Genomic DNA, 24,638 nt, shown 5'->3' with positions numbered 1-24,638 from the left:
ATAAATTATGCAAGAAAAGAAAATAAGAAGAAAAAAGAATTTATCATCATTTTCAGAAAATGAAGCTCAATTATTAGAAAGATTAAGAAAAATGAAAGAAGAAAAGAAAAAATACGTATTTAATATGTTTAGTAAAGTTTTTACAGAGATAATGAGTGATGATGAGTTACTTCAAATTTTAGATGAAAATAAAGATAATAAAGACTTTCAAGAAAATATATCAAAGATCCTAAAGGAAGAAATAATTAGATATAAAAATTTGCAAGATAAAAATATAAAAGAATTTCAAGAAAATTCAAAGATAGAAGGAAATAATGAATAGTATAGATAGAAAAAATATTTATAGTGATAGAATATTTGCTATTTTGAAAAGTTCTTTAGGAGAAAAAATTAATGCGTATTTTGAAGATGAAGATATTATAGAAATTATGCTAAATGATGATAAAACAGTATGGGTTGATTCCTTAACTAAAGGAATGTACTTTACAGGAATAACACTTGAAAATGCAGAAGCTATGAAAATAATAAATACTGTTGCTACTTTTATGGAAGCTAAAGTAGATAAAGAAAATCCTAGAATGTCGGCTGAACTACCAGATACAGGATTCAGATTTGAATCTGTAATTCCTCCGAATGCTGACAATCCTATTTTTACTATAAGAAAAAAATCTATATTAATCTTTACTTTAGATGATTATGTAAAAATGGGATCTCTGACAGAATTTCAAAAAGGAGTAATAGAAAAAGCTATAAATGATTATAAAAATATCCTAATTGTTGGGGGAACTTCTACAGGAAAAACAACATTCGCCAATGCTTGTATAGGTGCTATTCCTAAGAAAGATAGGCTAGTTATTTTAGAAGATACAAAAGAAATTAGAAGTTTATGTCCTAATAAAATATCATTAAAAACTTCTATGTATACTTCAATGGAAGAATTATTTTATTCGACAATGAGATTAAGGCCAGACAGAATAGTAGTAGGAGAAATTAGAGGAGCTACTTCTTTAGATCTTTTAACAGCTTGGAACTCTGGACATGGTGGTGGAGTATCAACAATTCATTCTGATTCAACAGAAGGTGCTTTAGAACAACTTGAGCAATATAATCAGAGAAAATCAGTAGATAAACAACAAAAATTGATAGGAAAAGCTATTAACTTAGTTGTAGTTCTTAAAAGAGTTAATGGAGAAAGAAAAGTTGTTGAAATTAAAGAAGTTTTAGGATTTGATGAAGGAAAATATATTATAAGGGAGGTTAAGGAATGAAAAAAACTGAAAATTTAAAAGTACCTACTTGTCAAACATTATTAAAACCACAAACAATAATGGGAATAAGCAGAGAAGCTTTTATTTTAAATGCTGCATTAGGACTATGTTTTGTAGTTATATTTGAAAGTGTTATAATGCTTTTATTTTCATTAATTTTACATTTTATGATATATTTTTTTACCAAAAAAGATCCATTAGTTTTAACTATTTTTCTCAAGAAATATATAAAAGAAAAAGAGTATTATCACGAGGGATAGAGGTGTTTTAATGATTAGTGAATTTAAAAAAAGGGCTAAAGTATCTGATGAGGTTAGTTGGTTAGTTCTAAAAGAAAATGGAATAGTACTAAATAAAAATGGATCATATCAAAAAACTTTTAAATATAGGGGATTTGATTTAATTTCTTATACAGAGGAGCAAATAAAAAATCTGGTAGAAAGATCAAATAACTTAATGAAAAGAATTGAGGAAAACTGGACTATTCATGTAGAAGTCAGAAGAAAAAAAGCTGATAAATATATAGAATCTAACTTTAAAACTTTAGCAGGAAGAATTATTGAAGAAGAAAGAAAAGAACATTTTATAGGTCAAAATGCAGAATATTATATCAATGAATATTATGTAACTTTAACTTATTTAGTACCAAGAGATATAGAAAATAAAATGTCTGAATTTTTTATAGAAAAGAAATTGGAAGAAATTATCTCAGATACTTCATTAGAGGATTTTATTAAATCATTCAATAGATTTTTTAACCTTTTTAAAGAGATTTTTTTAGAAGCAAGAGAGCTTACACCAGAAGAAACGCTAACTTACTTACATTCTTGTGTAAGTGAAAAAGAAACGAAAGTAAATATGCCAGTAGTTCCATTCGCTTTAGCTAACTATTTATGTGATACTCCACTTCTTAGAAATTTGGAAGATCTAAAATTAGGAAAGACTTATATAAAAGCTATTTCAATAATAGGACTGCCTAATTTTACAGAGCCTTGCTTATTAGATGAACTCAATAATTTGCCTTTTGAATACAGATGGGTTACTAGATTTATCTTTTTAAGTAAACAACAAGCTTTAAAGAAAATGGAAAAAGCTTACAAAAGTACATTACAAGGGAAATTGAGCTTTTTTACAAGGGTATTTAATGAATTATCTGGTAGAGATCCAGAAAGTGGAAAGATCAATCTTGACGCAGTTAGAAGGGCTAATGAAATAGAATCGCAAATAACTTTAACTCAAGGAGATTATTTAACACAAGGTTTATATAACTCTACTATCTTTTTATCTTCAAAAAATAAAACAGAATTAGATAAAAAAGTAGAATATTTAGAAAAAGTATTAGAAAATAAAGGTTTTATAATAATAAATGAAACAGTTAATTGTAAAGAAGCTTGGTTTGGAAGTTTACCAGGTAATATATTTTCAAATCAAAGAGAGCCAGTATTAAATACTTTACAATTTATTCATTTATTCCCTATCACATCAATATGGAATGGGGAATATATTAATAAACATTTAAAAGCTCCTGCATTAATTTTTACTGAAACAGATAATACAAATCCATTTTTACTAAATTTACATGTAAATGATGTTGGACATACAGCAGTAGTAGGGCCTACTGGAAGCGGAAAATCAGTATTTTTAGCTATGTTATATACTCAATTTATGAAATATGAAAAAGCAAGAGTATTCATATTTGATAAGGGGGCGTCGTCAAAAGTAGCTACATACGCTAATGGAGGAATATTCTATGATTTAGGAATAGATAATATCTCATTTCAACCATTCAAAGGACTAGGTAAATTAAATGATGAAATACTATCAGAGGAAGAAGAAGAAAAAGAAAAAATAAGAAGAAATATAGAGCTTGAATGGGCATTTGACTGGATATTAGATATATTCAGTGCAGAAAATAAAGTTCTGACTCCGAGTCAAAAAGAGAAAGTATGGGAAGCATTAGAGCTTGTTTCTGATTCGCCTGTAGAATATAGGACTTTAACAACATTTTCAACATATCTAGCAGATCCAGAATTAAAAGAAGCATTAAGTCCATATTTAATAACTGGTCCACTAGGAAAATATTTTGATTCTAATAATGAAGAACTCCAAAATTCAAACTGGAATGTATTTGAAATGAATCAAATATTAAATAATAAAAAAGCTCTTGTTCCTCTTTTAATGTACTTATTCCATAAAATAGAAATACAACTAAATGGAGATCCTACATTATTGGTACTTGATGAGTGTTGGGCGTTTTTTGATAACCCAGTATTTGCAGATAAAATAAGGGAATGGCTAAAGGTTTTAAGAAGAAAAAATACAAGTGTTGTATTTGCAACTCAAGAATTAGGGGATATATTAAATTCTCCATTATTTACAGCAGTAAATGACGCTTGTAAAACTAAAATATTTTTAGCTAACCCTAATGCAAAAACTGAAACTTACATAGAAACTTATAAAAAATTTGCTTTAAATGAAGAAGAAATAAATTTGATAGCTAATGCAACAGAAAAAAAAGATTATTTTATAAAAACATCAACAGGATTTGCTAGGAAGTTTTCTCTAGCTCTAGGAAAAAATACTTTAAAACTTGTTGCCAGTTCAAGAGCAGAAGAATTAGCAAAAGCAGATGAAATAAAAAGACATACTAACTCTCCAGATGAATTTACTCAAGAGTTTTTAAAAATATAGTTCTATGTTTCACACGTGAAACATAGAAAAGGGAGGAATATGAAAATAAAGAAATTATTAATAGGGATTGCAACTATATTATTATCAACAACACTATTTGCTAAAAGTATCAGTATTAAAGGAATAACAGAAATACTTAAAGTAGTAACTAAAATATATACTCAACAACAATTAATGGGAACAGAACAAATACAACAAGGTCTTAGTTTAATAAATCAGATTGAAAATCAAGTAAGACAAATTGAAAATCAATATGCAATGTTAAAAAATTTATCTACTCAAATTTCTCAAGGAAATATAGTTTATATAGAGGATTATTACAGAGAGCTTGGATATATGCTTGATTCTTATAAATCAGCTATGTTTGATACTCAAAAAGTATCAGATAGATATATGGAATTATTTAAAGAGAAACCACAAGAATTTGAAAAAATAGGTATAACTAAAGAATATATGGAAAAAATGGATCAAAATATAAGACAAGCAAGGCAAGAATCAAATACAGCATTATATGATGTAATGACACAAAAAGGATTTGCTGCCAAAGTTGGAGCAGATCAACAGAATTTACAAACACTTTTAAATGCGTCGAAATCGAGTACAGGAATAGTCGAAGCGTTACAAGTAACAAACAGTTTATTAGGGAAAATTTCATCAGATATAAACCAATTAGGTATATTAGTTGAAACATCAAATAAAGCTCAAGCTATGGCAAAAAATACAGAATCTCAAGAGGTAGAAAGTTCAAAACAAAAGTTGGAAGAAATTAGTAGTAGACAGGAAGAAAAAGAAAATATAAAACTACAAGAATTAAAAACTCTAACAGGAAAGAGTATTAAGTTATGATTATACTACAAATATTAGTAATTATTTATATTTTTTATTTTTTAGATAAAACAAAAATCTTAAAATCTTTAGAAAACAAAAAAAAATATACTATTTACTTTTTTCTTATATTATTAGGATTTTTAGATACTAAAATAACGATCTTTAATTTTTCTTTTGATTTTCTAATTGTAGGAATTGTTATTATTTTAATTGAAATTATATTAAAAAATTTAAAAATAACTACTAATTATTTATTTTTAAAAACTTACTTTGTAATACTAACAGTATTACTTCTTTATAGAGGTGGAATATGGATTTTACAGCAATTATAAAAGAATTTCAGAATGTCAATATTACAATGGTTAAAAACTTAACTGATACTTCAATTCGTATGATTTATTATATGATTATGATAGATATAACTTTAACATTTTTATTTATTGAAGAAGAAGGCTTAAATGTTTTTATTAAATTGATAAGAAAAATTTTTATTTATGGATTTTTCATTTATTTAATTAAAGATTTTTCTAATATTGTAGATATTCTTTTAAAAGGTTTTATTCAACTTGGGAATTTAGCTACTTTGGGTATTCCTTCAACAGAATTGAAAGTTTCTCCTGGTGTAGTATTTAATGATCTTTCAGAGTTTATAAAAGGAATATTATTAATATCTGGATCTACTGTAGGTTTAGACGCAATACCAATAGTATCTATAGAAAGTGTACCTACTGCGGTATTAATTTTTACTTTTTTCCTTGCTATTGGAGCTTTATTTATAGGAATAGAAATTACAGTAAGTTTTGTTAAATTTTTTATTGTAACAGCAACAGCTATAATACTTATGCCATTTGGTGCATTTAAAAATACTCAAGATATAGCTTTAAAAGGAATACATGGTTTATTCGCTCAAGGAATTGAGATAATGTTTATAACTATAATTTTAAATTTCTATGAAAAATATAGGAATAATATATTTTTCCCTACTGATTCAATAGGAGAAATAGAACTTTTTACAGTTATATATAGCTTAGCAATTATGATACTATTTGTATTTATGATGACAAAAATACCTACATTTGTATCTACTCTATTATCTGGTAGTATATCTTCTTTAGGTATTACAAATACAAGAACAGCACAATCACTAGCAGGACAAGCAGCAATGGGAGTTAAAAATATGGGTAATACATCTTCAAATACATTTAACGCCTATGCAAATAATACTGGAGGAACAAATACTCTTGATTATAAGAAATAAACTGAAAAAATTTATAAAAATATTAGTTATAACTTTAGGGATTGTTTATACAGTAAAATTATATATTTATAATAATTACTGTATAAATATAACCCCTTCAATACCTAAAGGAATATATAAATTACAAGATATTAAAAACTTAGAAAGAAATAAAATTGTATATATAGAGATTCCAGATAATGCAAAAAAAATAATTTGGGAAAGAGAATATCTACCACAACATATTAATTATTTAGTTAAATATATAAAAGGTATTCCTGGAGATAGTATTCAAGTCAAAAATAATAACTTATATATAAATGGAGAGTTTAAAGGAAATATAAAAAAATATGATTTACAAGGGAAAAAATTAAATTCAGAATTACCTATAGATTATGTACTAAAAGAAAATGAGTATATATTACTTGGATCAGATAATAACAGTTATGATTCTAGGTATTTTGGAATTATAAAAAAAGATAAAATTTTAAAAGAAGCAAGTAAAATAAATTTTAGTTATGTTACACGTGTGAAACATTGAAAAGGAGTAAAAAATGAAAAAAGTTATATTAGGTTTAATTGCTTGTCAAAGTTTGGTATTCGCAGTAGATCTTGAGCGTGGATATACTGGACTAGAATTTGATACAAATATGAGTGTAATAAATACTGGAAAAGAATTAAAAACGCCATTATTTACAAAGTATTCTTTGATGAAAATTAATAATGATTACTTATTAAAAACATTAGCAGATGATAATACTGATAGAGAAAATATTTATAAACTAGGATATACATATTCAAATATTAATGATAATACAGGAAATGGAATTAATTTATTATATTCTTATTCCCCAGAACTTGAAAAAAGAATAGGATTCAACTTAAATTATACAGATCTTGATAATGAATATAATAAAACAAAATTAACTGGAGATTTTGGACAATTTAATATTTTTTATAACTACAAAGATTATTCAGATTTTACTCAATTTTTTATAACAGCTTATGGAGGAATAAGTAAAGAAAAAGAAAAAAATTCAGATTACAAATTAGATACTAGATTTATAGGTTTATACAGTAAATATAGCGATATGATAGATAATTACTATGATAATTTTTATCCAAAACTATATTTTGAAACAGATATAAAAAGAACAGAAGTAAAAGAAAAAGCAGTAAATATAAATAATAAAAAAATTAAAAATGATTCTATTAATTTTGGGGTAGGAAGTGAACTTGAAAAAGTAATATATGATGATGATTTAAGAATAAGTATTACTCCTATCTTTTCTTACAATTATGAATTTTTAGAGAATAGAAAATATAAAGGCACTAAAGATCATTTTGAACAAGAAGGAAGAATAGGAATCGAATTAAAGGCAGAATATAATGAGGTGTCAAAACTATACGTAAGATATGATTATAAGAAGTCTTTTACCACTTCAAGTGATATGAATATATTTAGTGCAGGTATAAAAGTAATGTTGTAATTATAATAGGTTTATTACTTGTTTAAAAGGTTTTTAAAATCAAGACGATATAAACTTCAAACAAGGTTTAAAAAGTGCGTTAAATACGATTTTAGAAAGCCTTTTTAGAAAAAGATTACTATTTAGGAATAATTTTAGCTTTAGTTTTTTTATAGTGATATATCTTAAATAAATTTTGAGGGCTTGAATGGAAGAAAAATCTTTAGATTTTTTCTTTCATCAAGTCCAACGGGGGTGTGGGTGCTCCCACAAGTTCAGAGGAAAGTTAAAAAGGAGTTTAGAAATGGAAGTCAATATGTATTTTTTATATGGGAATAATACTTTTAAAAATCATGCAAAATCTAAAGATTTAATTGATTTAGTAATATATTCAACTGATAAAAGTGATGAAGAATTAGATAAATTTTATCTCAATGATTCAAATTGGAAGTTAATATTATCAAATAATCAAGCTTGGATTTGGAAAACAGATAATCAAGAGTTAATGGAAATTTCGATTAAAACTCTTACTTTTAAACCCAAAAAAAGGTGTATTAAATATAAATCCTTTAGTTCAATAGAAAAAAAGTATTTAAAAGAACCATATACACTTGATGAAATTGTAGAGTGCTTAGAATTTGAAAATTCTAAAATAAAAGAAAAAGTAAAAGATATATTACTAATGTCAGGAAGTACTAATTTTTATATAGCTTTATGGATACAAAATTGTTAATTTTTCATTTTTAAAGATGATAAAGATATAAAAAAGTAATGATATTTATTATTACTGCTTTGTATTTCATTGTAAGTAATCAGAGTTAGGAGGGAGAATGGAAGATATTAATATATGGTTTTCTTATAATTTTAATGGTGTAAAAAGTCATGCAAGATATAAAGAATATACTAATATTTTAATTTATAAATACAAGATTGAAGAAAAAAAATATATGGATTTTTTATGTGATGAATTAAATTGGATTTTAATATTATCACTAAAGAAATTTTGGTTATGGAAGCCAGATGTAAAAGAATTAGTAGAATTAAATATTAAAGATATAAGACTTTTTTTAGGTTATCCTAGCTATCAATCAAATAAAGAATTTAGTTTTAGTAATGAAGCTAAAATAATAGAGAAATATTTATCTTCTCCTTTAAGCATAGAAGAGATTTTAAAAATACTTAATATTCAAGATTCATTTAAAAAAGATGAAGTAGAAAAAAAATTAGCAATAGATAGTAAATTTTTTATTGCTAGTTGGGTACAAAATATTTAACTACTTTTTTAAATTAATAATTAAAACTCGTTCTTTAGCAGGGTTATGTGTAAATTGAGCTGTTTTATTATTGTCTTTTAAAAATTTAATTTGCTGATTAGTTATATTATAATTATTCTTTAATTTTTCTTCTATAAGTGGGGACATTCTAGCAGTAGTTAATCTCCAAAAGTATGGTTTATCCATTTTAAAATTAGGAAAATTATTTATAAAAGTATTGTAACTATTCTCTACTTCTCTAATATTTGAAGAAGCATAATTAACTTGATTATTTAAGATTTTTTCTTTGACATCTTCAAAAAATGAAGAAGGTTTAGGAGAAATTTCAAGGAAGTATCTAAAAATTTCTCTAGGAATAGAAGTTATTAAGAATACATCATTATGAAAATAAAGAGGTTTAGAAATAATAACATTATTAATATCAGCATTGAAAACAAACATATCCTTTCCATTTTTTATTAAGGTTGGCTTATAAAAAAAGAATATGTGAAAATTATTATATAAAAAATCAAATCTTAAAATTTCTCTATTAATTTTAAAGTACTCTTTTTTTAAAATAGATAAAACATTTTCAAAATTTATCATGTTGGAAATACACCTCAAATTTTTCTTTTAATTATATCATAAAAGAAAAAATGAAACAAATTCTAATAAGGGGGTAATAATGAAAAAATTAATAATTGCAGAAAAACCAAGTTTAGCAAAAAATATTGCTAATGCTTTAGGAGTTAAAGAAAGAAAAGATGGATATATAGAAAATAGTGAGTACATTATATCGTGGGCTTTTGGACATATATTAGAGCTTTATTCAATTTATGATTATTTGAACAATAATGAAATTAAATGGAATGAAATACCTTTACCATTTGTACCTAAAGATTTTTTATATAAATTGAAAAATGATGAGGGAATAAAAAAACAATTTAAGATATTAAAAGAGTTAATTAATAGAAATGATGTAGAAGAAATAATTAACTGTGGCGACGCAGATAGAGAAGGACAATTAATTATAGATAATATTATAAAAGAAATTGGAACAAATAAAACTATAAAAAGATTATGGTTACCAGAGCAAACAGATGAAACCATAAGAAAAGAAATTCAAAATTTGAAAAATAATAAAGATTATAGAAATTTATATAATGAAGGTCTGGCCAGAACAGAGGTTGATTGGTTATTAGGTATTAATCTAACAGTTTATTTAACAGTTAAGAGTGGTCAGAAGTTAGCTTGTGGAAGAGTATTAATTCCTATAATTAAATACATATATGATCGAGATATGGAAATAAAGAATTTTATTTCAAAAAATTATTACCAAGTTGAGGGAATATTAGAAAAAGATAATATAAAAGTTACTTTGACTGATGAAAGAAAAGAAGATACTAAAGAAAAAGCTAATGAAATAGCTAAAAAATTAAGTGGTAAGGTCAAAATTATAGAAATAGAGAAAAAAGAAGTAACTAAACAAGCAAGTAAGCTTTTTTCTTTATCAACTTTACAGAGTTTTTTATCTAAAAATTATAAAATAGATTTTGCAAGTTCTTTAAAAATAATACAAAAATTATATGAAAATGGATATATTACATATCCTAGAACAAATACAGAGTATTTAGCAGAAAATGAAAAAAATAAAGTTAAAGAGCTAATCAAAGTGATTGATGTGCATGATGAGCTTGATTTTCTTGATTCTAAAAGAATATTTGATTCATCAAAGATAGAAAGCCATAGTGCTATTACTCCAACAAAGAAAATTCCACAAGAATTAACAGGAAATGAGAAAATAATTTATGAGATTGTTAAAAATAGATTTATTGCTAATTTTTTAAAAGAGAAAACGCTAACAGAAAAAACAACTATAGTTATTCAAAGTTTAAATGATAAAAATATTACTTTTAAGCTGACTGGAGAAGCTATTATTCAAGAAGGATTTTATAAATATGAGTCTAAAGATTTTAAAAATGAATTACCTCATTTTACTGAAAATGAGGAATTTGAGATAATATTTGAAGCTAAAGAAAAGAAAACTTCCCCACCTAAAAAAATAAGTGAAGAAGAATTATCTAATTATCTTAAAAATCCATTTAAAAAGGAATTAAAAGATAGTGATGATGAAGATTATAAAGCTATTTTAGAGGGAGTAGAAATAGGAACTGAAGCAACTAGAACAGGTATTATTGAGAATGCTAAGAAATATGGATATATTTCTCAAAATAAATCTAATTATTCTATTGAAATGCTTGGAGAAAAACTAATAGAAATATTAGATAAACTTAATATCAATCTATATTCAGAAAGAACAGTTGAGTTTAGTAAGTTACTAAAAAAAATCTATAGGGAAGAAAAATCTATAGAGGATATTTTAAACCTAGCAGAAGAAGAATTAAAGAGTATAATCAATCAAAATATTGAGATTGAAAAAATAAAAAAAGATGAAACATTAGAAAGTTTAGGAACTTGTCCTATGTGTAAAAAAGGGCAAGTACATCAGAAAAAATCTAAAGAGGGAAAAATATTTTATACTTGTTCTAACCAGGAATGTAAATTTTTTCTCTGGGAAGATACAAAACATTTTAACAATCCTATAAAGGTAACAAAAGTAAAATTAAAAGGTATGTTAGCAGGGAAAAAACAAGCTTTTAAAATGTCCAATAAAGAAGGGAAAGAATATGAAGCTTACCTAAAATTAAAACTAAACGGAATATATGTAAATTTTGAAATAGACGGATTCAAAAATAAAAAAGCCGATAATTAGTATAATATAAAAAATAAGGAGAAAAACTATATGAAATGGGATAAACAAAATAATGAAACTATAGAGGAATATTTAGCAAGAATAGGGGTATCTCGTGAGCATGACAAGGAAATTATCATAGATAATGAAGAACTAGAAGCAGATGAAAATGGTAATGTAAAGGAGTGATTTTAATGAAAGCTCTTGATATTTTAATGAATGATAGAAAAAAATTAGTTGAAGAAATCATCAAAAAAATGGAAAAACAAGGTCTTGAATGGAAAAAAGGTTGGACACCAGAAATGCTATTACCAAAAAATCCTTCATCAGATGTAACATATAAAGGCAGAAATGTTTTAAAAACTTTCCACGCTTCTCTTATAAATGAATATAACGATCCTCGTTGGGTTACATTTAAACAAGCACAAGATGAAGGGTGGAAAATAAAACCAGGAGCAAAAAGTATAATATTAGAAAAATGGATTTTTGAAAAAGAGGAAAAGCAGAAAAATCCAGAATTAGGAGTAGAAAAAAAAGTTAAAGTAAAATTAGATACACCTATTCCTAATTATTTTAGAGTTTTCAATGCTAATGATGTAGAAGGAATACCACCACTTAATTTAAAACCTTTAGAAAAAACAGAAACTTTAAAGATTGCAGAAAATTTTATAAAAAGTTCTAAAGTACCTATTATTGAAACTGCACAACCAGATGCTTTTTATACTCCAAGTAAAGATAAAATCCTAATTCCATTAAAAGAGACTTTCAAAAGTCAAGAAAGTTATCTAGCAACTGTATTACATGAAATGGTACATTCAACTGGAAAGGAACTAAATAGAGATATAACAAATAACTTTGGAAGTGAAAAATATGCCAGAGAAGAGCTTGTAGCTGAACTTGGAGCAATGATGTTACAAGGAAAATTAGGTATCAAATTAGAAGCTACACATATTGATAATCACGGAGCTTATTTACAAAGTTGGATCAAAGTTTTAAAAAATGATTTTAATGAACTTTTTAAAGCAAGTATAGAAGCTGAAAAAGCAAGTGAACTATTATATAGCAGATATCTTGAACACTCTAAAGAAAAGATTATTAATAAAACAACTGATAATGAATATTGGCGTATTGAGTTTAACGAACGTAGTAATGGTCTTAAAAGTTACGCTGATTTAAAATTAACTAAAGACTTGTTAGAAGAAATAAAAAAATTAGATAATGAACTTTATCAAAAAAATGAAGGTATTTATAAATTTTATTTTGAACATATAAAAAACAATGAAGTTATTGATAAAGGTAGAATAGACGTAGGTACACGTGATATTGAATCTTTTAAATATTTAGAGGATAAATTAAATGAACTTGAAAAAGAAAATGTCTGGGCTAAAAAACTAGCTAAAGATATGGGAAATAATTTAGAAGTGGCTACAACCTCTAATAATTCTTGGGCTAACAAACTGGCTAAAGATAATTTACAACTTACATTAGGAAAATAAAAAAATGTGGTTGACGCACCCCCAAAAAAAGAGTATAATATACTTATAAAAAAAGATTGCCTAATTAATTAAGCAACCCTTTTGAATGGTATATTATTTCTCGCAAAAATATTATATCATTCAATTTAAAAAAATTCAACTAGGAGAGTGATATAATGAGCTTACATTATAATGACGACGGAAGTGTATTAGTAGTTATAAACTTTAAAGGAAATAAAATTACAGCAACATTCCATACTGAAAAAGATTTAGATAACTTCTTTAAATTTCTTAGTCAATAATTAGGGAGTGTGTGTCAATGAAAGAATTAAAACTAATGATGAAATATAGAAAAGACGGTAGATTAAGCAGATTAAATAGTGCTACTATCTCTTTAAATCAAGCTATGATAAACCATTTAGGGAATATAGCTCTTAGCTTTTTCTATAAAAATAAAGAAATTATATTAAATGGAAATAATGAATCTGAAACATATGAAAAAGCAAAAAATGGAAAAATCATTGAGCTTAAAAGAAATATTAAATTGCAAAGTGGTAGAAAATTAGATCTACCACTTGGAATATTAGATGATTTAGGAGTAAATTTAGAAAAAGAAAACAAAGTACAAATTGAATTTTTAGAGGATCATAAATTAAAGTTAAAATTAGTAAGTCTACCTGTAGAAAATTTAGAAAAAAAGGAGAATACAAAAGTGGGTAAAATTATAACTATAAAAGTAAATAAAGGTGGAGTTGGAAAAACTTTCATAACTGTTCAATTAGGAGCGTATTTAGCCTTACAAAACAAAAAAGTTTTATTACTAACTTCGGATTCTCAAAATAATATTATTGATTATTGTTTTGGAGAAAGAATTGAATTTGCTGGAGGTTTAAAAGAATTTGTAAAATCTGGAACTGGGGATATTATTAAATTAAGAGAAAATTTATTTTTCATACCGTTAGAAAGTAGCACTTTTGGAACTCAATTTTTACTAAAACTTCCTTTATTCTTAGAGAAACTTAAAAATGAATATGATTATATATTAATTGACAGTATTCCTACTATGAAAATTGATAGTGTATTTGTCAAAGCGTCGGATAAAATAATTATCCCTACATTCTGTGATAGAGTAACAACAGAAGGAGTATTAAATGTCGTTGATGAAACAGGAGTAGATAAAGTTTTAGCTGTTATGATTAACAAATATGAAGATAAGAAAATTCAAAATTTATACAAAAAAGAATTAGTGGAAGCAATAGAAAATACAGATATATTATTCCCAAATCCTATCCCTAATACTTCTGAAATAGAAGTATTGCTTCACAAAGGTAAAACAATATGGGAAAGTAAAGCTAAAAAAATTGAAGAAATTCAGTCTTCATTTAAAGAAGTTGGAGATTATATCATCGAAGAAAAAATGAATAAAAATAAATTTGATATTAATTTTTAATTCTATGTTTCACACGTGAAACATAGAATTAAAAAAGAATGGAGCAAATATGAGTAGTAGAAGTTTAAAAGATAAATTTAATACAAGAACTATAAAAGAGATCATATCAAAAGATACATTAAATTATGACAATGAAATTTATTCAGGAGAATACGGGGATTTTCTAAGACAAAAAAGCTATGAACTTACTTTAATTAATGCAAAAGGAGCATTAGCACTTGGAAAAATATTTGAAGAAGTCTATCAAACATTAGGTAAAGAAAATGGAGAAGGAATCTATTTAGAATGGCTAAAATCAAATAATTTTAATAGAACTACTGCTTGGAGATATAAACAAAAATATAATTTATATTTAGAAGTTAGTAGTGAAAAAGGAAAAGAAATAGTAGCATTACTACCTTTCAGATTAATAAGTGAAATTTGTCAACACGAGCAAAAAGACACTATAATAGAATTATTAAATAATGGATCTTCATTAGATGAAATAAAATGTTTACTTGCTCCAATACCACAAAAAATTGAAGATAAGTATATTAATCAAGAAAATATTTTTAATCTTGAAACATTTAATTTTGAACAGTTAGAATTAAATATTAAAAATAATTATAACTCTTTAGATGAAAAAGATAAAAAAGAAGCTGCTAAACTTTTAGAAAAATTATTAGTTTTATTCAATAAGGAGATTTAAATATGAAAATAAAATAGTACTTTTAGGTTGTGGATCATCTAATGAAGATACTGTAATATTTTCCTGAAATAAAGTAATATTTTTAAACTTTTTAATTATAAAATGAAAAAAAATCTCCCAAAGAATGGCCATTCTTTAAGATCATATAACATTTAGTAGACTGCAATAACTAAGTTATTTATTTCTAAAAATAAATTAGGAGGAACATATATATGGCAGTTATAAAATTAAAAACGAGGGAAAATCCTTATGTTCAAATTGATAAAACAGGAATTAATGATAATAGACTTTCTTGGAAAGCAACTGGACTTTTAACCTACTTAGTAGGGCGCCCTTCCGATTGGAAAATAGTATTAGAACATCTAGCAACTTGCAAAACTGACGGAATAACAGCTTGTAAAAGTGCTTTGAGAGAGCTAAGAACTTTCAATTATTGCCATTATTTTGAATTAAGACAGAAAGGGAAAGTAGTAGAAACATTTTATATAATTTATGAAGTTCCTACACCTTATTCTATTGAATTACATAATAATATAGTAGCAGATATTGAAGGTATAGATGAAAGTTATTCATTAATTTATAAAAAAGTTGAAAAAGAGCCGAAAATAGAAAATCCACTTTCGGTTGAAACTACCGAAAATTCTAACTTTTTACCGAAAGTAGAAAATCCACTAGCGGCTAACCCGTTAGCGGATAATCAAAGACTACTAATAATAGATCATACTAAAGAAAGAAAAACTAATAATATAAATCATGTACATGATAATGAGCTTGATTTTTTTGAAAATTTATTTAAAGAATTTGGAATAAACTTTACTAAGACAAATAAAGATTCGGTATTAAAATTAAGAAAACATTTATCACTTCAAGATACAGAAAGTTATTTGAGAGAAACTTATAGAGCATTAAAAGAAAATAAAGACGTAAAAAATATAGCTGCTCTTTTTTCTACAAAAATAGCTAAAGAAGAAAGACAAATTAATTCTAAAACTAATAAAGAAAAGATAGTAGATAATAAAAATAATAGTATAGAAAAATCTCCAAAGAAAAAAAATGATGATATAGAAAAAAATGACTATATAGAAATATTTGAAAAATTAGATACTTATGATAAACTAAAAATTGAAGAAGAAGCAATAGAACTTTTAATTAAAGAACAACAAATAGAAGCAACTTTTATTTTTAAAACTAAAGAAGTTCAACCTACAATTTACAAAGGAATGATAAAAAGTTATATAGAACGTGCTATGAAAGCACAAAACTACGTTTAAATCGATTTTGTCTAAGTAAACGTAAAAAATGATTAAAAAATAGCTGAAAGTCTTTTTAAAGCAATTTTAATAAATTATTAGTTTTATTCAATAAGGAGGGTTTAAAGATGAAAATAAAAAATTTATTAGTAGGAGTTGTAACTATTTTAGCACTTATAGGGTGTGGGTCATCTGATGAAGATACTGTAAAAAAATATTTACCTGGAACTTATACTAGAGAAACAGTACCTAAAAATCAGGCCAATTATTACTATAAAGAAATAACTATAAAACATTTAAAGGGAAATGAATATAGAATTACTTGTTTAGATCCAGATGAAATCTATTATTCTCTTGATAAAAAAGTAATTGTAACTCCTAGAACACCAGACGTTTTTGATATGGAAATAAGTTCAATACAACTAAAACAAGAAAGTGATTCTATAAAGCAATATTATATCAAAGGCTTTGTAAGTAATATAATATCTAATGGAACAACTTTTTCTTATGCTAATCAAGGAATAAACAAAACAACAGGAATGACATTAGTTGTAGCAAAAGATGTTGTAGAATTAACAGTTGCAGGAAAAGATATTTCATCAACTAGAAAAAAGTAAGTTCTATGTTTCACGTGTGAAACATAGAAAAATATATACAAGTAATATAAAAATCTTGACAAATCAAGTGTGAAAATATATTATAATTAATAAAAATAGAATAATATAGTAAAAAAATAGCTCTCAAAGTGTTCCCGCACTTTAAGAGCTTCTCAACAAAGCTAGTAAGAAACAACTTGCTAATCTCAACAAGTTAGTTTCAACATTTTGATATTGCTTAACTTTGTCGTTTTGTTTTTTTATTTTTATTATGGAATAATTATACTCTTTTTTTGGGGGTACGTCAACCCTTTTATTTAGATAAATTTTCCTAATTTAGCAAAAACAGTTCGACTAGCTTTGTTAGAGAGCTGTTTTTTTGCTATAAAAAACTTAGGAGGAATTATGAATACATCAATTAACTGGGATATTATTTTTATAAATACATTATCTCAAGAAGCAAACCTATTTATTAACAAAAAAATCTTAGCTAAATATGGACTAGATTTAGCTGTTTTTATTTCATTCTTAGTAAATCAATATAATTACTTTCTTACAAATAATCAACTAACAGAAGATAAGATGTTCTTTGCAACAGATGATGATATATTTTTATTTACTAATATGCCACGTACTAGAATTACATCAATAAAAAAACAAGCTCAACAACTTGGTATAATTTCTATCAAAAAATTAGGACAACCTATTAAAACTTACTACAAAGTAAATTTTGAATTTTTAGTAAGTGTTTTATCGAGTACAGAATCAATCAAAGAATTAGCATATAATAGAGCTTTGTCTGATGAAGATTTAACAGAAGATTATATTAGGACTTTAACATATAGAGAGTTAAGACTTTTATGTAAAAAATTAGAAATTAGTTACACTAATCTTTCAACAAAAGAAGATTATATTAATAAAATTTTGGAAGTTAAACAAATAAAATCATCAGAAAGCACCAATAATTCTGACTCTATTCCGTGTGCGGATAAATCGCACACGAATAAAAATTCTTCCGTGTGCGGAAAAACTGCCAACGCGTGTGCGGAAAAACTGCCAACGCGTGTGCAGAATTTCTGCACTAAACATAATATAAATCAAGCAAAAACAAAATCAACAAAAAATAAAAATCATGATATAGATGATGAGCTTGATTTTTTTGAAAATTTATTTAAAGAACTTGGAGTTAATTTTACTAAGACTAATAAAGAATCCGTATTAAGAATAAGAAAACGTTTATCATTAAAAGATACAGAACTTTATCTTAGAGAAACATATTCAGCTATAATTGAAAATAAAGATGTCAAAAATGTTGAAGCTTTATTTTCTGCTAAAATAAAAAAAGGGGAAAGACAAATTAATTCTAAAAATAATAAAGAATATACAGAAAAAAATGATACTATAGAAAACCCTATAGAAATAGACTATATGGAAATATTTGAGAAATTAGATACTTATGATAAATTAAAAATTGAAGAAGAAGCAATAGAGCTTTTAATCAAAGAGCAACAAATAGAAGTAACTTTTATTTTTAAAACTAAAGAAGCTCAACCTACAATTTACAAAGGAATGATAAAAAGTTATATAGAACGTGCTATGAAAGCACAAAACTACGTTTAAATCGATTTTGTCTAAGTAAACGTAAAAAATAATTAAAAAATAGCTGAAAGTCTTTTTAAAGCAATTTTAATGAAAATAAGAGGGTGTTATAATGTTTATTGTTGAAATATTAATTATAATTTGCATACTCAAGTATTTACCTAAAGTAAAAGAAAAAGTAAATTTTGAATATGAAAAAAGATTTAATATAAAAATGTTTTGTAAAGAGAATTTTAAAATGCCTTTTATTGGATCTATATTAATTGTTATAGGAATATTGTATAAACCTTCAAATGATTCCATATCTGGAGTAATACTTATAGCAATAGGTATAGTTATGATATTATATGCTATTTACATGATGTATAAGAAAACAGATCTTGTATATGGAACAATAGCAGCAGCGATTTATATAGTAATGGTAATATTATATTTAATTTTAGGATTTAGTTTAATATTTTTAATTTTTGCGGTAATTTTATTATCTGCAAGAAGCTATAGAAATAATTATTATGATGACTATTAAAATTTAATAAAGCGTGTTTTATAGAAGAAATTTGTATTTAAAAGTGTATTATGCTATAATAAGCAATATAAACAGAAAAATATTGTTTGTTATTTGAATAAAAAAGGAGAGATAAAAATGTATAAAAATTTACAGGAAAGAATAAATGAAATAAAAAAAGATTTTAGTATAGGTGCTTTAAAAGAATGTGAAAGAAAGGTAAAGGAATTAAAAGAAGATCTTACTTTAGCTAGCTATCTTGTGAGTATTCATGTTGGAAATATAGTTAATGAAGCACAACCAAAATATATGAATAAAGAGTTTGAACCAATAACAAAACAGGAATTAGAGTATGAAATAAATTTATTGGAAAAAGATATTGAATGTGGATATTTACCAGTTGAATACATTTCTGCAGAACAACAAAAAGATTTAATAATGAATAATTCTAAAAGAAAAAATTTAAAAAAAGAAAAATTAGAGCAAATTTTAAATATTATAGACGAATTAGAAAAAAGAAAACTGTAAAATAAAAGAGAGGAAGAAGAAAATTCATTAATAAAAATAAAGATTGACAAAAAAGTTATTATCATATATAATAAAATCAATAGAGATGGAAGAGCTTTTTTTAATATTTAAATAGCGGAATACGTTCCATACAAAAAATATAATTAATTAAGATATACCCTCTTTTTTGAGAGGGTTTTTCTTATTACGAGAGGAAATTTAATATTATGAGAAAATCTAAGCCACCTTTACCAATAGAAAAACAGATAGAAAATATAAAATCTAAGGGTATTCTCATTGTTGATGAAACTAAATGTAGAGAGTTTTTGAAGCGTAATAATTATCAAAAATTATTTTTATTCAGAGAGTTTTTTAGTTCGACACCCTTAAAGATTGAAAATCTTATTAATTTATATAATTTAGATATAGAAATTAGAAATATTATATTTTATGGGTTAGGAGTAATTGAAACTAAATTAAAAACAGAATTGGCGTATTATCATGTTTTAAAGTATGGAAATCATGGTTATTTAAACCAAAGTCATTTTGATAAATCAAATTTTCATACTATTTTTATTGAAGAAATTTTAAAAAAAGTAAATAAAGAAAAAAATCAAATGATTGAAAACCATTTTTCCAGATATGATGATGATCCACCATTATATAAAATTATTGAAATACTTTCTTTTGGACAAATTTCAAAATTTTACTCAAATATGATACTTCGCGATAGAAAATATTTTTCAAGAGAAAATTATAATGGAATAGACATTAATATTTTAAGTTCTTGGTTTAAATTTTTAGTTGAAATTAGAAATATTTGTGCTCACGGAATGCCATTATTGTCTAGAAAAATATTATTTCCTCCAAAAAAATTGAAAAAAGTAGAATGGGATTCCATAAGTAATAAAGAAATTGAGATTATTTTTTTTGTAATGAAAATTATAATTGATGATCCTATAGAGTTTAATAAAATAAAGATAAAATTAATAAATTTGTTAAATGGATTTAGTGATTATAGAATGCATTCTAAATTAGAAACTATGTTAAATAGAATAAAAAATTTATAAAATAACTGCTTATAATTGAATTTATTTTATATTCATGGTATAATCTATTCAAGAAAAGAGAGAGAAACTCTATCTAAATAATCAAGGGTATAGAATCCCAACAAATAAGCAAATATAAAAAGGTAGCTACATGCTACCTTTTTTCTTTTTTAAACAGTAGTTCAAAAAAGTATACTTTTTGAACTACTAGAAATTTATATATTTTTCTATAAAATTTTTTAAAAAAACAGTTCAAAAATAACTTTAAAATTTTATATACTTTTTTGAACTATTGTGATATAATAATTATAAGAAATAATTTATTATAATTTTAAGGAGTTGATACTATGGCAAGTTTATATGAAATTAATTTAAGAAGGGAAATATTAAGAGAAAAAAGTGCAGAAATATTAGCAGACTATGATAAATATTTAGATGAGAATAATATTAGTTATGAATCTTTAAACCCTGTTAGAGTATTAGAAAAAATTATTTCAGAAATATATCGTAATATCTTTAAACCAGAATATGAAACTATAGAAAAATTAAATGAAGCTAATATTAAATTAGATCTAGCTTTAGAAGTTTTAAAAAAATTAAATTAGGAGTTAAATTATGATTGATAATTTTACTGAAAGTGAATTTAAAAAAGCATTTGAAGAAATAAAAGTTAGACTTACAGAAAATATTGAAATTACAGAAGAAAAAAAGGCTTTTCTTCTTGGAGGACAACCAGGAGCAGGTAAAAGTGGACTGACAGCTTTACTAGAAAAAGAAAATAAGAATTTAATTGTTATAAATGGAGATGATTTTAGAAAAAAACACCCTCATTTTATAGAATTACAAAAAATGTATGGAAAAGAAGCAGTAGAATATACTAAAACTTTTGCAGGGAAAATGACAGAAGCTTTAATTAATAAATTAAGTGATGAAGGATATAATTTAATTATAGAAGGAACACTAAGAACATCAGAAACACCATTAAAAACACAACAAGAACTTTCTAAAAAAGGTTATCAAGTTGAAATGGCTGTAATTCAAGTAAGGCCAGAAGTTTCTTATTTGGGTACTTTAAATAGATATGAAGAAATGATAAAATTAGGACTTCAACCAAGAGCAACACTAAAAAAGGATCATCAAATTGTGGTTGATAATATAGCTAATAATTTAAGTAAATTATACAATGCAAAAGTATTTTCTAATATTAGAATTTATAATAGAGAAAATGAATGTTTATACTCAATGAAAGAAACACCTAATATTGATCCAGGAACATTAATCTCTAAAGAATTTCAAAGAACTTTATCCGAAGATGAGAAAAAACAAATTTTAAAAGGTTATGATAAAGTATTAGAATATATGAATGAACGTAAAGCACCAAAAGAAGAAATAGCTATAATAGAAAGAGAAAAAGAAAATAGTATAAAAGAAAAAGAAAATCCTTTTGAAAAACTTTTGAAAGAGAGAGAAAATTCTTTAGAAAATAATAAAGATATGAGTTCTTGGGAAAAAAAACTTTCAAATGATAGAAAAGCTTTAACTTTAGGGAAGGAATAATGAAAAGTAGAAAATTAGGATATGCTAGAGTGTCAACCAAAGAGCAAGTATTAGATCGACAATTAAAACTACTAAGAGAAGCAGGAGTAAGTGAAGAAAATATTTATATTGATAAGATTACAGGAAGAACACTAGAAAGGCCTAAATGGAAGGAACTTTTAGCCGATTTAATAGTAGGAGATATTCTTATAGTAACTGAATTAGACAGACTGGGGCGTAATAAAAAAGATATATTGAATACCTTTAGATTATTAGAAGCAAAAGGGGTTTACATAGAAATCTTAAATATGCCGCTATTAAATACTAATAATGAAAATGAGTTCGTTAAAGAAATATTGCAACCTACAGCTTTGAATTTATTAGCATATTTTGCTGAAAAGGAAGTTGAAGTAAAAAAAGAAAGACAAGCAGGAGCTTATGACGCTTTACCAGTAGACGAGAAGGGAAGAAAAATATCAGTTAAGAAAAATAAAGTAATAGGTAGACCAAATAAACAAGAGAATTTGACAGCAGAGCAGAAAAGATATATAGACGCTTGGATCGCAGGTAATATTAAGACAAAAGATTGTATTAAAGCTACTGGAATAGGAAAAACAACACTTTTTAATATAAAAAAATCAATGAAGAATAATTAAAATATGAGAGCTTGGAAAAAGAGAAAATTTTATATTTTATATTTTTCCAAGATCAAGCGGGGTGCGGGTACTCCCGCAATATATTGTTGATTTTATATTAAAAATATGCTATAATTCTTATAAGAAGATATGTTCGTAGAGCCACGAACAGGATAATCAAAAGAAAGCTCATTGAGAAGATATGTTCGTAGAATAGCGAACAGGATAATCAAAAGAAATATTCAATAGAAGATTGAAAAGCTCTCATTCAGAGAGCTTTTTTCATATTTAAAAATAAAAATATATGTTATAATTAAATTATCAATAAAATTAAGGCAGGTATTTTATGAAATTTAATTTTTTAAAAAAAGAATTTTTTGATGAATACAAAGAATGTTCAGAAATGGAGAAAAAAGAGAATAGACCATATGCTTGTACTACATTAGTTAAATGTCTTGGTATGATTTTTGCTGTTCCTTTGAGAAGTAATATTCAGCACGAAAATGCAATTTTTACAAATAAAGAAAAAACAAAGGGTTTAGATCTAACAAAAGCTGTTATAATTAATGACTTTGTCAAATTTGTAGATACAACAACAAAAGTATATATAAATGATGACGAATATAAATTATTACTAGGGAAAGAAGATTTTTTGTCTAAGAAATTAGAAACATATATAAAAAAATATAAAAAAGCATTAAAAAATCCAGAGATTCCTAAAAATAGTATTTTGTTAAAATATTCCACATTACAATATTTTCATAAAGAATTAAGTATTGGGGAAGAATTAGCTAATGATTCTTGGAAAAAGAAAGTTCAAAATAATTTAAAGGATTTAGGGCTAGAAAAATGAAAATAGGAGATAAAATTAGAATTACTCGTAAAATAAATAAAATTACTATCAATGATTTAGCTAATTTTTTAGGAATATCTGCTCCAACTTTAAGAAAAATAGAATCAAACGAATTATTTATAAATTATGATTTAATAAAAAGATTGTTAGAAAATCCAGTTTTTACTAAAGATCATAAAGAAATAGAAGAATATTACTATAATCAAGAGCTATCAAAAAAGGTTTTAGTACAGGTAAAGAGTGAAAGAATTTATATAATTATACCAAAAGATATAGCTATAGGATTTAATTTAAATGAGAATAACGAAATATATTGTACTTATTTAACAAATAAAATAATATTACAACACGAAGAAAATGATGATTATATTTTTGAAAAAAGAAAGATTATTAAAGATAGATATAGTTTTATTTTTTTCATAGGACAAAAATTAAAAAATTTACAGGGGCGTGAAGTTAGACTAACTTTAAATTTGAGAAAAAAAATTTTGATGATAACATATTAAAAAAAGCTAGATTATCTAGCTTTTTTATATTCCAGTAAAATTTTTTTTAATTAAAATAAATTCTTTATAAGTAAGTTTTTCCCAGAGAGTTTTATTAAACTCTTTTTTTATATATTCTGATATATTATATTTTTTAGATAGTATTAAAAGTTCTTTTATTTCATCAGAATTGACTTGTCTTGTTTCTGGAGAAGTATGTTCTAATTTGTTTTCAAGTCTAGTTTTAGCTCTCTCATCTAAAATGGATTGTCCTATTTCTTTATACAGTTCTCTATTTTGCTTGATTTTATTTATATTTTCTTTTAAAAAACCTAATATAACAGTATTTTCTTCTTTTTCGTATCCCAGTATTTCAAAATTAGCTCCTAGTATTATCAAATTTCTAGCTCTTTTTTTTCTTTCTGCTTGACTAAAGCTTGATTTTTTGATTTTATTTTTTCTTAATTTTTCTTCTAAACTTTTAATTCGTTTGTTCATGGCTTGAAGATTCA

29 protein-coding genes are annotated in these 24,638 nt (G+C 24.7%); 27 read left to right on the top strand and 2 right to left on the bottom strand.

Going from position 1 to position 24,638, the window contains the following annotated elements:
* The first annotated feature begins 7 nt into the window (after nucleotides 1–7).
* From DYA59_RS00140 to DYA59_RS00090, 10 genes are all read left to right on the top strand, one after another.
* Nucleotides 8–322 carry a hypothetical protein gene (locus DYA59_RS00140; RefSeq protein ID WP_115268179.1) on the top strand — a complete coding sequence of 105 codons (315 nt, stop codon included), beginning with the start codon at nucleotides 8–10 and terminating at the stop codon, nucleotides 320–322.
* Nucleotides 315–1,268 (top strand): P-type conjugative transfer ATPase TrbB, encoded by a 954-nt coding sequence (gene trbB / locus DYA59_RS00135; RefSeq protein ID WP_115268177.1) that lies wholly within the window; start codon nucleotides 315–317, stop codon nucleotides 1,266–1,268. The genes DYA59_RS00140 and trbB overlap by 8 nt, the downstream gene beginning before the upstream one ends.
* Nucleotides 1,265–1,528 (top strand): VirB3 family type IV secretion system protein, encoded by a 264-nt coding sequence (locus DYA59_RS00130; RefSeq protein WP_115268175.1) that lies wholly within the window; start codon nucleotides 1,265–1,267, stop codon nucleotides 1,526–1,528. The genes trbB and DYA59_RS00130 overlap by 4 nt, the downstream gene beginning before the upstream one ends.
* A gap of 10 nt (nucleotides 1,529–1,538) precedes the next feature.
* The gene (locus tag DYA59_RS00125; RefSeq protein ID WP_245943689.1) at nucleotides 1,539–3,959 is read left to right on the top strand and encodes a VirB4 family type IV secretion/conjugal transfer ATPase; all 2,421 of its coding nucleotides are present in this window, start codon (nucleotides 1,539–1,541) and stop codon (nucleotides 3,957–3,959) included.
* A 39-nt stretch (nucleotides 3,960–3,998) separates the two neighbouring features.
* Nucleotides 3,999–4,805: a hypothetical protein gene (locus DYA59_RS00120; protein WP_115268171.1), complete on the top strand. Its 807-nt coding sequence runs from the start codon at nucleotides 3,999–4,001 to the stop codon at nucleotides 4,803–4,805.
* Nucleotides 4,806–5,097: 292 nt separating this feature from the next.
* Nucleotides 5,098–6,045: a type IV secretion system protein gene (locus DYA59_RS00110; RefSeq protein ID WP_115268167.1), complete on the top strand. Its 948-nt coding sequence runs from the start codon at nucleotides 5,098–5,100 to the stop codon at nucleotides 6,043–6,045.
* The gene (gene lepB / locus DYA59_RS00105) at nucleotides 6,029–6,565 is read left to right on the top strand and encodes a signal peptidase I (RefSeq protein ID WP_172606919.1); all 537 of its coding nucleotides are present in this window, start codon (nucleotides 6,029–6,031) and stop codon (nucleotides 6,563–6,565) included. Before DYA59_RS00110 ends, lepB begins: the two co-directional genes overlap by 17 nt.
* A 13-nt stretch (nucleotides 6,566–6,578) precedes the next feature.
* Nucleotides 6,579–7,514 (top strand): hypothetical protein, encoded by a 936-nt coding sequence (locus DYA59_RS00100; protein WP_115268163.1) that lies wholly within the window; start codon nucleotides 6,579–6,581, stop codon nucleotides 7,512–7,514.
* 283 nt (nucleotides 7,515–7,797) lie between these two features.
* Nucleotides 7,798–8,226, top strand: a complete 429-nt coding sequence (locus DYA59_RS00095) for a hypothetical protein (RefSeq protein WP_115268161.1) — start codon at nucleotides 7,798–7,800, stop codon at nucleotides 8,224–8,226.
* A 97-nt stretch (nucleotides 8,227–8,323) separates the two neighbouring features.
* On the top strand, nucleotides 8,324–8,767 hold the full coding sequence (locus tag DYA59_RS00090) for a hypothetical protein (RefSeq protein WP_115268159.1): 444 nt from the start codon (nucleotides 8,324–8,326) through the stop codon (nucleotides 8,765–8,767).
* Here DYA59_RS00090 and DYA59_RS00085 read toward each other — a convergent pair whose 3' ends face one another.
* Entirely contained in the window at nucleotides 8,768–9,352 is a 585-nt protein-coding gene (locus DYA59_RS00085; RefSeq protein ID WP_115268157.1) for a hypothetical protein, read from the bottom strand.
* Between the two features lie 79 nt (nucleotides 9,353–9,431).
* On the opposite strand from DYA59_RS00085, the gene DYA59_RS00080 reads away from it, so the two are divergent.
* From DYA59_RS00080 to DYA59_RS00010, 17 genes are all read left to right on the top strand, one after another.
* Entirely contained in the window at nucleotides 9,432–11,519 is a 2,088-nt protein-coding gene (locus tag DYA59_RS00080; protein ID WP_115268155.1) for a DNA topoisomerase, read from the top strand.
* A gap of 30 nt (nucleotides 11,520–11,549) precedes the next feature.
* Complete coding sequence (locus DYA59_RS09455) at nucleotides 11,550–11,687, top strand: hypothetical protein (protein WP_172606918.1); 138 nt, start codon at nucleotides 11,550–11,552, stop codon at nucleotides 11,685–11,687.
* A gap of 5 nt (nucleotides 11,688–11,692) precedes the next feature.
* Nucleotides 11,693–12,994, top strand: coding sequence for an ArdC family protein (locus DYA59_RS00075; RefSeq protein WP_115268153.1), 1,302 nt, complete (start codon nucleotides 11,693–11,695; stop codon nucleotides 12,992–12,994).
* Between the two features lie 155 nt (nucleotides 12,995–13,149).
* Nucleotides 13,150–13,275, top strand: a complete 126-nt coding sequence (locus DYA59_RS09570) for a hypothetical protein (RefSeq protein WP_281268928.1) — start codon at nucleotides 13,150–13,152, stop codon at nucleotides 13,273–13,275.
* A gap of 17 nt (nucleotides 13,276–13,292) precedes the next feature.
* Nucleotides 13,293–14,423: a ParA family protein gene (locus tag DYA59_RS00070; protein ID WP_115268151.1), complete on the top strand. Its 1,131-nt coding sequence runs from the start codon at nucleotides 13,293–13,295 to the stop codon at nucleotides 14,421–14,423.
* 49 nt (nucleotides 14,424–14,472) lie between these two features.
* The gene (locus tag DYA59_RS00065; RefSeq protein ID WP_115268150.1) at nucleotides 14,473–15,111 is read left to right on the top strand and encodes a hypothetical protein; all 639 of its coding nucleotides are present in this window, start codon (nucleotides 14,473–14,475) and stop codon (nucleotides 15,109–15,111) included.
* Between the two features lie 212 nt (nucleotides 15,112–15,323).
* The gene (locus DYA59_RS00060) at nucleotides 15,324–16,382 is read left to right on the top strand and encodes a hypothetical protein (RefSeq protein WP_115268148.1); all 1,059 of its coding nucleotides are present in this window, start codon (nucleotides 15,324–15,326) and stop codon (nucleotides 16,380–16,382) included.
* Between the two features lie 107 nt (nucleotides 16,383–16,489).
* Nucleotides 16,490–16,978, top strand: a complete 489-nt coding sequence (locus tag DYA59_RS00055) for a hypothetical protein (protein ID WP_115268146.1) — start codon at nucleotides 16,490–16,492, stop codon at nucleotides 16,976–16,978.
* A 384-nt stretch (nucleotides 16,979–17,362) separates the two neighbouring features.
* Nucleotides 17,363–18,577: a hypothetical protein gene (locus DYA59_RS00050; protein ID WP_115268144.1), complete on the top strand. Its 1,215-nt coding sequence runs from the start codon at nucleotides 17,363–17,365 to the stop codon at nucleotides 18,575–18,577.
* A gap of 91 nt (nucleotides 18,578–18,668) precedes the next feature.
* Nucleotides 18,669–19,082 (top strand): hypothetical protein, encoded by a 414-nt coding sequence (locus DYA59_RS00045; protein WP_115268142.1) that lies wholly within the window; start codon nucleotides 18,669–18,671, stop codon nucleotides 19,080–19,082.
* Nucleotides 19,083–19,199: 117 nt separating this feature from the next.
* Nucleotides 19,200–19,589, top strand: a complete 390-nt coding sequence (locus tag DYA59_RS00040; protein WP_115268140.1) for a hypothetical protein — start codon at nucleotides 19,200–19,202, stop codon at nucleotides 19,587–19,589.
* 206 nt (nucleotides 19,590–19,795) lie between these two features.
* On the top strand, nucleotides 19,796–20,638 hold the full coding sequence (locus tag DYA59_RS00035; protein ID WP_115268138.1) for an Abi family protein: 843 nt from the start codon (nucleotides 19,796–19,798) through the stop codon (nucleotides 20,636–20,638).
* A gap of 326 nt (nucleotides 20,639–20,964) precedes the next feature.
* The gene (locus DYA59_RS00030; RefSeq protein WP_115268136.1) at nucleotides 20,965–21,222 is read left to right on the top strand and encodes a hypothetical protein; all 258 of its coding nucleotides are present in this window, start codon (nucleotides 20,965–20,967) and stop codon (nucleotides 21,220–21,222) included.
* A 10-nt stretch (nucleotides 21,223–21,232) separates the two neighbouring features.
* Nucleotides 21,233–22,174, top strand: a complete 942-nt coding sequence (locus DYA59_RS00025) for a zeta toxin family protein (protein WP_115268134.1) — start codon at nucleotides 21,233–21,235, stop codon at nucleotides 22,172–22,174.
* Nucleotides 22,174–22,809: a recombinase family protein gene (locus DYA59_RS00020; RefSeq protein WP_115268132.1), complete on the top strand. Its 636-nt coding sequence runs from the start codon at nucleotides 22,174–22,176 to the stop codon at nucleotides 22,807–22,809. The genes DYA59_RS00025 and DYA59_RS00020 overlap by 1 nt, the downstream gene beginning before the upstream one ends.
* 325 nt (nucleotides 22,810–23,134) lie before the next feature.
* On the top strand, nucleotides 23,135–23,641 hold the full coding sequence (tenpIN, locus tag DYA59_RS00015) for a type III toxin-antitoxin system TenpIN family toxin (RefSeq protein ID WP_174888022.1): 507 nt from the start codon (nucleotides 23,135–23,137) through the stop codon (nucleotides 23,639–23,641).
* Entirely contained in the window at nucleotides 23,638–24,147 is a 510-nt protein-coding gene (locus DYA59_RS00010; protein ID WP_115268130.1) for a helix-turn-helix domain-containing protein, read from the top strand. The genes tenpIN and DYA59_RS00010 overlap by 4 nt, the downstream gene beginning before the upstream one ends.
* 24 nt (nucleotides 24,148–24,171) lie before the next feature.
* Here the strand turns inward: DYA59_RS00010 and traD are convergent.
* A partial coding sequence (gene traD, locus DYA59_RS00005; RefSeq protein WP_115268128.1) for a conjugal transfer protein TraD occupies nucleotides 24,172–24,638 on the bottom strand: 467 nt, incomplete at its 5' end.

This window comes from Fusobacterium necrogenes, from assembly GCF_900450765.1.
Lineage (GTDB): Bacteria > Fusobacteriota > Fusobacteriia > Fusobacteriales > Fusobacteriaceae > Fusobacterium_A > Fusobacterium_A necrogenes.
This window is presented reverse-complemented; position numbering and strand designations above follow the sequence as displayed.